Origin of the sequence: Collinsella sp. LCP21S3_C7 (genome assembly GCF_052118485.1) — a bacterium.
GTDB lineage: Bacteria > Actinomycetota > Coriobacteriia > Coriobacteriales > Coriobacteriaceae > Collinsella.
Genome location: NZ_JBQKHC010000002.1, coordinates 140,064 through 152,691 on the forward strand (window position 1 = coordinate 140,064; position 12,628 = coordinate 152,691).

General features: G+C 61.2%; 10 protein-coding genes and 1 riboswitch. Of the genes, 1 reads left to right on the top strand and 9 read right to left on the bottom strand.

Going from position 1 to position 12,628, the window contains the following annotated elements:
- Positions 1-47 precede the first annotated feature (47 nt).
- From argC to ACTQ1E_RS02010, 9 genes are all read right to left on the bottom strand, one after another.
- Positions 48-1,118 (bottom strand): N-acetyl-gamma-glutamyl-phosphate reductase, encoded by a 1,071-nt coding sequence (gene argC, locus ACTQ1E_RS01970; protein ID WP_427795080.1) that lies wholly within the window; start codon positions 1,116-1,118, stop codon positions 48-50.
- A gap of 260 nt (positions 1,119-1,378) precedes the next feature.
- Positions 1,379-1,789, bottom strand: coding sequence for a pyridoxamine 5'-phosphate oxidase family protein (locus ACTQ1E_RS01975; protein ID WP_441564474.1), 411 nt, complete (start codon positions 1,787-1,789; stop codon positions 1,379-1,381).
- 52 nt (positions 1,790-1,841) lie between these two features.
- Positions 1,842-2,288, bottom strand: a complete 447-nt coding sequence (locus tag ACTQ1E_RS01980; protein WP_441564475.1) for a pyridoxamine 5'-phosphate oxidase family protein — start codon at positions 2,286-2,288, stop codon at positions 1,842-1,844.
- A 30-nt stretch (positions 2,289-2,318) separates the two neighbouring features.
- Positions 2,319-3,119 carry an energy-coupling factor transporter transmembrane component T family protein gene (locus ACTQ1E_RS01985; RefSeq protein WP_154514805.1) on the bottom strand — a complete coding sequence of 267 codons (801 nt, stop codon included), beginning with the start codon at positions 3,117-3,119 and terminating at the stop codon, positions 2,319-2,321.
- Positions 3,119-5,023, bottom strand: coding sequence for an energy-coupling factor transporter ATPase (locus tag ACTQ1E_RS01990; protein ID WP_441564476.1), 1,905 nt, complete (start codon positions 5,021-5,023; stop codon positions 3,119-3,121). The genes ACTQ1E_RS01985 and ACTQ1E_RS01990 overlap by 1 nt, the downstream gene beginning before the upstream one ends.
- Positions 5,020-5,610, bottom strand: a complete 591-nt coding sequence (locus tag ACTQ1E_RS01995) for an ECF transporter S component (protein WP_229770605.1) — start codon at positions 5,608-5,610, stop codon at positions 5,020-5,022. The genes ACTQ1E_RS01990 and ACTQ1E_RS01995 overlap by 4 nt, the downstream gene beginning before the upstream one ends.
- 5 nt (positions 5,611-5,615) lie before the next feature.
- A riboswitch (FMN riboswitch) is annotated at positions 5,616-5,808 on the bottom strand.
- A 370-nt stretch (positions 5,809-6,178) separates the two neighbouring features.
- Positions 6,179-7,816 carry a chaperonin GroEL gene (gene groL, locus ACTQ1E_RS02000; protein ID WP_154514811.1) on the bottom strand — a complete coding sequence of 546 codons (1,638 nt, stop codon included), beginning with the start codon at positions 7,814-7,816 and terminating at the stop codon, positions 6,179-6,181.
- A 96-nt stretch (positions 7,817-7,912) separates the two neighbouring features.
- Positions 7,913-8,206, bottom strand: coding sequence for a co-chaperone GroES (gene groES / locus ACTQ1E_RS02005; protein WP_427718293.1), 294 nt, complete (start codon positions 8,204-8,206; stop codon positions 7,913-7,915).
- A gap of 920 nt (positions 8,207-9,126) precedes the next feature.
- Positions 9,127-10,770: an amidohydrolase gene (locus tag ACTQ1E_RS02010; RefSeq protein WP_441536872.1), complete on the bottom strand. Its 1,644-nt coding sequence runs from the start codon at positions 10,768-10,770 to the stop codon at positions 9,127-9,129.
- 304 nt (positions 10,771-11,074) lie between these two features.
- On the opposite strand from ACTQ1E_RS02010, the gene ACTQ1E_RS02015 reads away from it, so the two are divergent.
- Positions 11,075-12,538: a M20 family metallopeptidase gene (locus tag ACTQ1E_RS02015; RefSeq protein WP_441564477.1), complete on the top strand. Its 1,464-nt coding sequence runs from the start codon at positions 11,075-11,077 to the stop codon at positions 12,536-12,538.
- Positions 12,539-12,628: the final 90 nt, after the last annotated feature.

Consider the following 12,628-nt stretch of genomic DNA (forward strand, 5'->3'; position numbering starts at 1 on the left):
GCGCCAAACTCGATACCCGACTACCAAATCGTTAATAATCGAATGTGCTACACCGGGCACGCCACTGTGGGCAAGCCTCGTCGCTCGTCAAAACCAAAGACGATGTTGGCGCACTGGACCGCCTGGCCCGCAGCGCCCTTGCACAAATTGTCGATGGCGCCCGTCGCCACCAGCACGCCCGCACGCTTGTTGAGTGCAAGGCCGATCTGGGCGGCATTGGTACCGACAACCGAAGCCGTCTTGGGTTGCTGGCCGGCATCGAGCACGCGCACAAAGGTACGACCGGCGTAGAACTTCTTGTAATGGTCGACGGCATCCTCAAGAGTCAGCGCTTCGAGAGCCTGCGTTGCGAGCGGCAGCGTCACCGTAGAGAGCAGGCCGCGCTTGAGCGGTGCCAGGTGCGGAGTAAAGACGACGCGATCGGTAAGGCCCAGAATTTGCTCGATTTCTGGCGTATGGCGATGTTTTCCTACGCCATAGGCCTCCAGATTCTCGTCCGCGCTGCAAAAATGGGTGCGGGTGTTGCACGACTTACCGGCACCCGTCACGCCACTGATGGCGTCGACGACTACGGGGCCGCTCTGGGCCACCCAGCCCGCACGCACGGCAGGCGCGGCAGCAAGACTCGTTGCGGTGGGATAGCAACCGGCGCAGGCGACCAGTACGGGCTTGCCGTCGGCGTGGTCGGATGCAGCGGTCTCTAAGTCCTGGCAGAACAACTCGGGCAGACCGAAGGCACGTGTCTTGAGCAACTCGGGGCTCGTGTGCTCGGCGGCATACCATGTCTCAAAGACGGACGCGTCGCTCAGACGGTAATCGGCCGAAAGATCAAAGCAAGAGACACCCGATGCAAGCAGAGCGGGCACCTGTGCCATGGCAGCCGTGTGCGGCACGGCGAGAAAAACCGCATCGCAGCTCTTGAGTTCAGGGGCGTCATGCGTGGTGAAAACCAGATCGCTCACGCCAGCAAAGCTCGGATACACCGCGGACAGCAGCTGGCCGGCATCGGCGTTGGACGTAATGGCAACAAGTTCAAACTCGGGATGGCCGAGCACGAGGCGAATAAGCTCGGCGCCGGCATATCCAGCCGCGCCGACGATTCCAACCTTTAAAGACATATCGGACTCCTTGTCTGCGGTCTTATGCGTCATTGCGCATTCCGCAGCCGTCGTTATGAGGTAGGTTGAAACTTTAGCACCCAAGAATGCATATTTACGCAAATAATTTGTGTCTTCATGCATTGAAACATACCCGACACATTCGCTTGAAGGAATTGACAAAAAAGCGAGCTCTGCATTAGCCGCAGCGCATCATACTGCTGGCCAATGCGGAGCCCACCTTATACGGAATACCAAACTTAAGGGTCGCCCAGAGCAGCCTAGAGCTCGACCGGAACCCATTCGTCGTGATTGCAGATAAAAGCCTCGGGGTCCTCGACGCTAAAGAAGACGAGCGTGGGATCGTTAGGCCCCTCATAGTGCTCGCTCAAGCGCTCAAGATGCTTCCACCCGGCCTCACGCATTTCATCCGAAGCCCGGTCGTCCAGACCCGCACGTCCGCGCAGGATCAACCAACCATGGCCCGGCCACCAACTCGTGGCCTCAAAGCGCTGGTTTTGCAGCAGCTCTTGCCACACATCTTTGGTGCGCGCCGTTACAAACCACAGCTTGCCGTCCTGAATCTGCGTAAACGAGAACGGACGCACATGCGGCTGCCCGTCCACGCTCGTCGCTAGGTACCACGCCGGCACCGACGTCAGATACTCCAGCACCGTATTCAATCCGTTCACGTTTCCTCCTGTCATCTGACCAGTCTTTTGGAATGGCAGCTAATTTGGGAAATTAAAGCTCGAGGAGCTCTTCGCTGCCGTCGATATCGCAGAACCGCGCGGCGATGTTGCGGACCGAGAAGAACGCAAGGCGACCATCGTTGGCACTATCGTGTTGCTCGCCAATGCCCACCATGTGCTTAAAGCCCGTCTGGCGCACCTTGTCACTCACGAATGCATCGTCCTCGAGTGCGGCCTCGCCAGTTAACACGATCCAGCACTCCCCCGGCTTCCAGCCCGATACCTCAAACTTGGGATTCTTGCTCAACTCCGCCCACACGTCCTTGTCGCGCGACGTGCAAAACCACAGCTTGTCGTTATCGACCATGGCAAACGAAAACGGCCTCACGCGGGGCTGATACCCGTCGTTTGCATCGGTCGTGGCAAGATACCACGCCGGAATGCGCCTGAGATACGAGCAGACGCGCTCGAGCTGAGCCGTGCGATCGATGTCGGTCATAGAGACCCCTTTCTTGCGCTCGAATCGAGCTTAGACGAGCTGAAGATTGATAACGACAACGCATGCCACCAGCAGCGCCATCGCCACCGCGGCCAGTGCATCCCCGCGGCCAAACGTAAGCGCATGCAGACGCGTGCGTCCCCGCTCGCCGTGATAGCAGCGCGCATCCATGGCGGCCGAAAGCGTCTCGGCATGACGGAACACGCCAGTAAACAGCGGAATCGCCACACTGCCGAGCATGCGCACGCCACCGAGCGGACCGCCCGTCACGCGCGCGCCACGGCTTGCCTGTGCATCGGCCGTCTGTTTCATCTCGGTGGCAAATTGTGGCATAAACCGCAGTGCGATACCCATAATCATGCCGAGCTCGTGCGCCGGAAGCCCCACGCGCGCGAATGGTGCGAGCAGGCGCTCAAAACCCGCGGTGAGGTCGAGCGTCGGCGTGGTGAGCGTAATGGCGCTCATGCCGGCCATCATCATCGTCAGGCGACACGCCATAAACGTCGCAGAACGCAGCGAGCCCTCGCTCACCTGCAAAAAGCCAAACTGCCACAGGATGCGGCCACTCTGATCGGAAAACAGGTTGAGCACCGCGACCACCACGACAATCGCCAGCAGTGGTGCCATCGACGATAGGACCCGACGCAACGGAACCCGGGCCGCGACATAGACCAGCACGACAAAAATTGCGATCGGAACCAGCCCGCGGAAGCTGCCGACGGTGAGCGCAGTGATCAGAAATGCGAAACCTAGGAGCAACTTAGTGCGCGGATCCAGGCGATGCACTGCGCTTTCCCCCGGATAGTAGCTGCCAAATGAGAATGCCTCCATTAGCAGCCCTCCTCTTGCGTGGCCATCTTGGAACCAGCCTGACTCGACGCCCTCAAAGGTCCGTCCGCGCAGCCTAGCAGCATGCCGGCCAACTCGTCGGCCAGCGACTCAACCGTATAAAGCTTGTCGCAGCGGAGCGGCACACCGGCTTGCACGAGCGACAATGCCATGCGCTGCGCAGCGGGAACGCCCAAACCGATCGATTTGAGCTCGTTCGCGTGCGCAAAAACCTGTGCGGGCGTTCCATCGGCAAACACCGCGCCCTCGTTCATCACAACGATACGGTCACAACAATTTGCCAGGTCATCCATGCTGTGCGAAACCATGACAACGGTCAGGCCCTCACGATGGAGCCGATCGATGAGCTCCAGGAAATCCCTGCGCGCAGCCGGATCGAGCCCCGCCATGGGCTCGTCGAGCACCAGGACCTCGGGCTCCATGGCGAGCACGCCGGCAAACGCCACGCGGCGCCGCTGACCGCCCGAAAGCTCAAAGGGGCTCTTGTCGCCTATCGCGGCAAGGTCGAGGCCCACGCGCGCAAGCGATGTTGCGACACGGCGAACAACCTCGTCTTGCGGCAGGCCAAGGTTGCGCGGGCCAAACGCCACGTCCTGCGCCACGGTCTCGGCAAATAGCTGGCGCTCAGGATACTGAAACACCACGCCGACCTTGGCCTTAACCGCGGCGGCGCCTTTCTTGCTTGATAGGTCGAGCCCCAGTGCGCAAACGCTCCCCTCCTGTGGACGAATCAGCCCGTTGAGATGCTGAACCAGCGTTGATTTACCCGAGCCGGTATGACCCGCCAGGCCCAGAAACTCGCCGCGACACACCGTCAGCGAAACATCACGTAGCGCCCAGGGGCTGTTTGGATCGTTGCCCCAAAGAGCCTGTTTGCCCGATGCGCCCACAGTGGTCGAGCGCTTGCGCCATCGACGGCGCTCGTGGGCGCTCAGCGAGTAACTATGCGAGAGGTGCGAAATCTCGATGACGGGTTCCGACGCGACCATCCCACCGGCCGCAGAGGATGCATGGTCAAGCACACGAGAATCGGATGCAGAGGGCCGCCCAGCGACGTCCGCCCCGCTCCGCTCAGCATAAACCTGTGCAATCTCGGCGACCATATCCGACTCACGCACCTGCGCGCAAACGGGTACGCCCTTCTCGCGGAGTGCCCTACCTAGACAGCACGACGCCGGCATATCCAGGTTGAGCTGGGCAAGTTCGTCCGCCCGCGTCAAGATTTCCTCGGGCGCACCGAGCATGGCAACGCGCCCCGCCCGAAACACCGCGACACGATCGGCCTCGGCGGCCTCTTCCATAACGTGCGTAATCATCACGATGGTCATGCCGCGATCGCGCAACGCGCGGCAAACCTTCATGAGGCCCTTACGTCCACGCGGATCGAGCATCGAGGAAGCCTCGTCCAATATGAGTACGCGCGGTTCCATGGCGAGCACGCCGGCAAGCGCCACGCGCTGCTTTTGGCCGCCCGAAAGTACATGGGTCTCGTGGCGCTCAAAGCCCACCAGGCCCACACCCTTCAGCGCCTCGCGTACGCGCTGCGCAATTTGCGCCGATGGCACGCCAAAGTTTTCGGGACCAAACGCAACGTCATCTTCGACAAGCGTTGCCACCAGCTGATTATCGGGATTCTGGAACACCATGCCCGCGGTCGAACGAATGTCGTAGACCAACTCGGGATCGGATGCATCCATGCCGTTGATACGCACCGTTCCTGCATCGGGCTGCAGCAGCGCATTCAGATGCTTGGCAAACGTCGACTTGCCCGACCCATTGCCGCCGAGGATGCAGAAAAACTCGCCATCCTCGATGTTCAGATCGATACCGTCGAGCGCCGGCGTGACACCGTCATAGCTAAAGGAAACGCCTCGACAATCAATCATGCGCGGCCTTTGACCTGGTTCTTTTTAGGCGTGATGAGGTTGGAGACCGCCTTGTACACTGCAAGCGTGAGCACCGAGTTGAGCACGGTCTTGATAAGGTTGAACGGCAGCACGGCAGGAACCATGAGCGGAGCGATCGCATCGACCGAGCCATACCAGAACCATACGCCAATGGTAAGGTTTGCGACCATAGACAGCGCCGTAGCGGCAATGACGCCGAACACCAGGCCAATCACGGCACCCTTATAGGTATGCATCTTCTGGTAGACGATAGCCGCGGGCAGAATGTAGCCCAGCGTGGCAACCAGGTTCATAAGCGCGCCGACCCAGTCACCCGTGGTGAGCGCGTGAATAACGATAGCCATAGCGGCAACAGCAGTACCGGCGCCGGGACCATACGCAAACCCGCACACCATCGCCGGCACCAGCGACGGGTCGTAGGTCAAAAACGGCGCCGAAGGAAGGATGGGCAGCTGCACGTACATAAACAGGGCGCCCAAGGCGCACATCAGCGCCATGGTAACGAGCTGTTTGGTGCTCCACCTATTCGTGTTCTCAAAATGGATATGCTGCGACTGTTCAGACATAAGATCACCTGCCTCTTTCATCCGGACTCTAACCGTTGGTACTGGGATCTCACCAGTTCAGCCGACATGCGAACCAACGCACGCACGGGTCGCGGACTCATCGGCTCGGACGCAGGTACCTCCCCTGCGCCACGGCGCCCCTCTGGCACCGTCCGATTTACCGCCAGTGGGGAATTTCACCCCGCCCTGAAACAGCAATTGGAAGTGTAGCACGAGCAGGTATTCGCGCAAGTATGTCAAGGGTAATTTATGGTGGGGATCAGTTGCCGCAACAACCACGTTCCCCACCCTCCCCAAAGTAACGCGCCTTTCGCGGCAAAGCCGCGAAACAGCGAAAGGGACACGTACCCCCATCAACCATGTCCTTCTCCGCGAGCCGACCTCAAGGCCGTAAACGTAGGGAATCCGGGGGCGTGACGGGGCTTCTCTCCGGAACATTCCGCAGGACGCAAAGAGGCTCCGCAGCGCGAAGCGCGATGCGGAGCCTCTTTGCATGTCCGAGGACGTTCCGGAGAGAAGCCCCGTCACGCCCCCGGATTCCCGGTGGGAGTTCTAGACCTTGTCGGCCTTAGTACATACCGCCGCCCTGCTGACCAGCGGTAGCAGCAGCGATAGCATCCTCAAGCTGAGTGTTCTTGGGCACATCGGAAACCGTGGCCTCGGTGATGAGGATCAGGCTGGCGACAGAAGCAGCGTTCTGCAGGGTGACGCGGCTGACCTTGACGGGGTCGAGGACGCCCATCTCGATCATGTCGCCCCACTCGCCGCTGGCAGAGTTGAGACCCTGGCCAGCGGGCAGCTCGGCGACCTTGTCGACCACGACAGCGCCCTCAAAGCCAGCGTTCTTGGCAATGGTTGCGACCGGAGCGGTCAGAGCCTTCTTGACGATGTCGACGCCGATCTTCTCCTCGGGGTCGTCGATCTCGACTGCATCGAGCGCAGGCACAGCGTCCATGAAGGCGACGCCGCCGCCAGCGACAATGCCCTCCTCGACAGCAGCGCGGGTTGCCTGCAGGGCGTCCTCGACGCGGTGCTTGATCTCCTTGAGCTCGGACTCGGTGGCAGCGCCGACTTTGATGACGGCAACGCCACCGGAGAGCTTGGCCAGGCGCTCCTGGAGCTTCTCGCGGTCGAAGTCAGAGGTGGTGTTCTCCATCTCGCCCTTGATCTGAGCAATACGGGCGTCGATGGCCTCCTTGGAGCCAGCGCCGCCGACGATGACGGTGTTGTCCTTGGAGATGGTGACGGACTTAGCGGTACCGAGCATATCGGCGGTGATGTCAGCGACCTTCACGCCCAACTCGTCCAGAGCAGCCTGACCACCGGTGAGGACGGCGATGTCCTCGAGAATGCGCTTGCGGCGATCGCCGTAGCCCGGAGCCTTGACGGCGCAGACGTTGAGGGCGCCGCGGATCTTGTTGAGGACGAGGGTGGGCAGAGCCTCGCCGTCGATGTCCTCAGCGATGATGAGCAGGCCACGGCCAGCGCGCTGGACAGCCTCGAGAACAGGCATGATGTCCTGGACGCTGGAGATCTTCTGGTCGGTGATGAGGATGTACGGATCCTTCATCACGGCCTCCATGCGGTCGTTGTCCGTGACGAAGTAAGCGGAGACGTAGCCCTTATCGAACTGCATGCCCTCGACGGTGTCGATGGTGATGTCGAACGTCTGGGAATCCTCGACGGTGATGACGCCGTCCTTGCCCACGACTTCCATGGCCTCGGCGATCTTCTCGCCGACCTCGGGGTCACCGGCGGAGATGGTACCGACGGAAGCAATCTGCTCCTTGGTCTCGACCGGCTTGGCCTGCTTCTTCATCTCGGCGACGGCGGCGTTGACGGCCTTGTCGATGCCGCGACGGATGGCCAGCGGGTTGGCGCCAGCGGCGACGTTGCGCAGGCCGTCGTTAACGATGGCCTGAGCGAGCAGGGTTGCGGTGGTGGTGCCGTCACCCACGGTGTCGTTGGTCTTGGTGGCGACCTCCTTCACCAGCTGGGCACCCATGTTCTCGATGTTGTCCTCGAGCTCGATCTCCTTGGCGACGGAAACGCCGTCGTTGGTGATGGTCGGGGCACCGAACGTGCGCTGCAGGGCGACATAGCGACCCTTGGGGCCCATGGTGACGGTAACGGCATCGGCCAGAGTGTTGACGCCCTTGGCGAGCTTAGCGCGGGCATCGGTATTGAACGTAATGTTCTTTGCCATGGTAGGTAATCCTCCAAAAGAAATGTGACTCACGTCGCCGCTTCCGAGTCCTATGCGGCGACCGCGTTCAAAGACGAATCAGAGAGCCTGATGAGACTAGGCCTCGACGACGGCGTAGATGTCGTCGGCGCGCATCAGCAGATACTTCTCGCCGTCGACCTTGACCTCGTTGCCACCGAACTTGCCGTAGATGACAACGTCGCCTTCCTTGACGTCCATGGGGATGCGCTCACCCTTGTCGTTGACCTTGCCAGCGCCAACGGCAACGACGGTGCCGCGCTGCGGCTTCTCCTGAGCGTTGCTGGCGATATACAGACCAGAAGCGGTCTTCTGCTCGGCCTCGTCGGGCTTGACCAGAACACGATCTGCAAGCGGTTTCAAAGACGACATGCTTGTCTCCTCCTTTTTGGGCCGCGTGGTTATGCCACGCGAATTAACCCCATTTGTTTGCGTACGCGTTGAATGGTACCCACGAATGGCGGGTTATACAACACAGAGTCAAAAAATCTTATTTTTTGGCACTTAGATTTTCTGAATGCCGGGGGGATAACTTGTGCGCAGCTCCCGTGTGGCGCCGGAGGGGCGGGGCATAAGGTTTCCTGCTCGGGCAGTCCTGCTCGCACGAAGGCCACATTACGTGGCCTTCGGCTCGTGCGGAACTCGCGATAAACCTTATATCCCGCCCCTCCGGCGCCACACGGGAGCCAAGTTAACTAGTTCGGGCGCGGCATTCAGAAACGTCAGTGCAGCAAAATGGCGATGCGGATAGGAACATGGGCATGGCTTTCGCTGCACGCACGGGTCCCCTGGGGAGCGCCGTGCATTTTTGGGAGTATTCAGCAGACCAGGATGGCTGTATACGCGCCAGACACATCTTATTGGTCCCAAGGACGCCTTCGACCGGCGATTTGGGTCGGCAGGCAGACCCCATCAGGGCATAAAGGCATGCCTCGTGCCTGCCCGGACGCCAAAATGACGTCAATCCCCATGACATTACCCGACCGCAACGGCGCCGGCAGAGCTCGCAGTGCTGAATACTCCGTTTTTTGCACGGCCCAAGCGGGGGTACATCAGGGCCAGAAAGAACATCCCAACCTTTTTATGCAATCTGTAATGGGAAGTATGCAAACACCATGAGGCAGCATTGCAAATGTCCAATTTGAACGCGCGGGGCAGCAGCGCCTCCACCCCACGCACAAATCCGGCAGAGCAGGGACGCTCATAACGAGTCCCCACCGATATGCAGACGTGGCTCGAGCGCCATCCCAAAATAAGTCGCCCGGGCCGCGTTTAACGACACGGCATGAGCATCAGCGCTCGTAGATTACGTTACCTGCCAGGTAGGTGGCCTGAACGTTGGTGGCTTGCAGCTCTTGGGGGTCAACAGTGAGCGGGTTTTGGTCCAGGACTACCAGGTCAGCATACTTGCCGGGCTCCAAGCTGCCGAGGTTTTGCTCGTCGCCTGCTGCATAGGCGCTGCCCAAGGTGTAGTTGCGCAAAGCCGTTGCCGCGTCGATGCGCTCGCTCGGTAACCAGCCGCCCTCGGGCCAGTGGCTTTTGGGGTCCTGGCGCGTGATAGCCGTGTAGAGCACGTCCATGCTGGTAACGGGCGTGATGGGGCTGTCGGTACCGAAGGCTTGGCGAATGCCGCGCTGTTTATAGGTTGCGAACGGCCACATGATGCGGCTGCGCTCCAAGCCCAAATCGCGCTCCGGTCCACCCGGGTCGAGCGTAATGTGGCAGGGCTGGCTCGAGGCGATCACGTTGAGCTTGCGCAGGCGGTCGATGTCCTCGGGCAGGAGGTTCTCCAGGTGCTCGAGCGTGTTGTGGCCGTGCTGGGGCAGGCCGTACAGACCGGCGGCTTCCTCGAAGATATCCAGCGCGGCATGAATCGCACCGTCGCCGATAACGTGGATGCGCACGGCGCGGCCGCGCTCCGCAGCCGCCAGAACCAGCTTGCGCATGCGCTCGGCGGAAACCGTCAGACGGCCTTGGTCGCCCGGGAAGCGCGGATTGGTATAGGGCTCGGTGAGATATGCCGTATGTTCACTCGACACACCGTCAAAGAACTGCTTAAAGCCCGGCGCCGAAAGCAGTGCGTTGTTCGCGTAACGTGCCTGCAGCTCTTCTAGACGCGACTGGTCATCCAGCAGCGTGGGGAACAGATGGGCACGAATGCCCAGCTTGCCGGCTGTCTGCAGTTTGTCGTAGACGTCGTCGCGGATAAAATCGCAGCCCGGCATGGGCATGAGCGACATGTCGCAGATCGAGGTGATGCCCTGCTCGGCCATGCGCCTCATTTGATCGGCGTAAGCGCTTGCGATGCGATCTTCGCCCAGCCACTCAAGGCAGCGCGGCAACAGCTGCATGGCGGCCGCCTCGTGAGCAATGCCCGTGAGCTCACCGTTTGCGTCCTTGTCGTAGCTGCCGCCCGCTGGCGGCTCGCTATCGCGCGTGACGCCGAGCGCCTCGAGAGCGCGACTGTTGAGCCACAGCGTGTGGCCGTCGCCCGAGTACATAACGCAGGGACGATCGGGAAATACCGCATCGAGCGACGCCTTGGTAGGATGCTCGGGCGGGTCCCAACGGTAGTCGCGCCAGCCCTGCGTCACAACCCAAGCGTCGTCGGGCAGATCCTGGGAAAACTCGAGCACGTGCTGCACCAGCGCCACCTCGGACGTGCCCCCATCCATAAGCATATACGGCGAGGAACCGACCGAGGTATGAAAGAAGTGCAGATGAGCGTCATGGAAACCGGGGCAGACAAACTGCTCGCCGTAGTCGATAACCGGCGTGGCGGCAGGCGCGGCGGCGATCACGTCATCGGGCTTGCCGACTGCGACGATACGGTCGCCTGCGATGGCAATCGCCAGCTCACGGGCGGTATCGATGCCGTCTTGCGAGGTAAAGACGTTCTTAGAGCGGATAATCCGATCGATATGTTGCATGGGCATCCCCATCTCTGGCAGGAAATTCAACACCCCCGAGTGTACTCCACCGCCACAGTTGCAAAACGTCAAGCGGTAAACGGCACCTTTCCCAACCCCAACGGCCCCGCCTGCCCCTTGGGAACGGGGTAGAAATGGTAGATTTCAAGCTTGAAATCCGCATCCAAGGCTGCGTGCACAAGCAATTTGCACCTATCAAGGTTACGGAGGTATCCATTTCTACCATTTCTGCCCCGTCCCCAAGTGGCAGGTGGCATACTGGAAAGAGCCTGTACGATTTTGCGATAAACCAGCAAGGAGCAAATCGACCATGACGAAGACCAAGGCACAGCAGATTATGGCAGCGACCGAGGCCCGCGCGGCTGATGACGTCACCGCAGCCATCCAAGATATCGCCGCCGAGTTTGAGCCCTACATCATCAAGCAGCGCCGGCACTTCCATAAGCACCCGGAGCTGAGCCTCGCCGAAGAGCGCACGACTTCTGACATCGCCAACCAGCTCAACGCCATGAATATCCCCTACGAGCGCCCGCTTAAGACGGGCCTGGTGGCGACCCTTCGCGGCACCGCACCCGACGCCTACCGCGAGGACGGCACGCCGCGCCGCCGCATCCTGCTGCGCGCGGATATCGACGCCCTACCCGTCACCGAACAGACCGGCGAGGAGTTCGCCAGCGTCAACGAGGGCTGCATGCACGCCTGCGGCCACGACTGCCACATTGCCATGATGCTCGGCACGCTGCAGATCCTGCGCCATATGACCGACGACATCCACGGCGAGGTCCGCATCGTCTTCCAACCCAGTGAGGAAAACGGCCAAGGCGCCAAACTCATGATCGGCACGGGTGTGCTCGACGGCGTCGATGGCGCCTACGCCGCACACATCTGGAGTGAGGTCAACGCCGGCACCGTAAGCTGCGAGCCCGGTCCGCGCATGGCCAATACCGACTGGTTCCGCATTGATGTCCGCGGGACCTCGTGCCACGGCGCCATGCCCCAGCGCGGCCACGACGCCGTCATGGTGGCGGCCGAGATCGTCAACGCCCTGCAGACCATCGTTTCGCGCGAGATCAGCCCCTACGAGCCGGCCGTCATTACCGTCGGCGAGCTGCACGGCGGCACCGCGCGCAACGTTATCGCCGGTACCGCCTACCTCGCCGGCACGGTGCGCACCTATGGCGATTCGACGCACGAGGAAATGCCCGAGCTCATGCGCCGCATCGTAGAGCACACTGCGGCGGCCCTGGGCGCCGAGGCTGAACTTACCGACTACACCATCGCCAACTACAAGGTCGAAAACGACGTCGCCTCGAGTGAGCGTTGTCGTCAGGCCGTGGTCAAGTGTCTGGGTGCAGCCGGCGAAGGCCATTATCGCGGCACGCTTTCGGGCGAGGATTTTTCGGAGTACCTGCGCCGTGTACCGGGTGTGCTTGCCTTTGTGGGCACGCGCAACCCCAAGATTGGCGCCACGTACGCCCAGCACTCCTGCTTCTATAAGATCGACGAGAGCGTGCTCGCCAAGGGCTCCATGGTAGCCGCTCAGTATGCCATCGACTTTTTGGCCGAGCCCACGCAAGAGGAGCTCGACGGCCCCGCTATCGCCGCGGTTGCCGAGACCAATCCCGATCTGGCAGCCAAGCTACGCTCTGCCAAGGCAACGGCCGCCGAGGCCCGCGACGCCATGCACGACGCCCGCACCGCCCGCCATGCCGCCATCAAGGGCATCCACGAAGCTCGCACCGCCGCTCGTCACGAGGAGAAGCACAACGAGTAGTCGAATCGCGACCATCTCGCAGCCGTAGCCACATCGCGATGTCAAAGCGGGGGCGGACGTTTCGACACGTCCGCCCCCGCTCATTCGTCA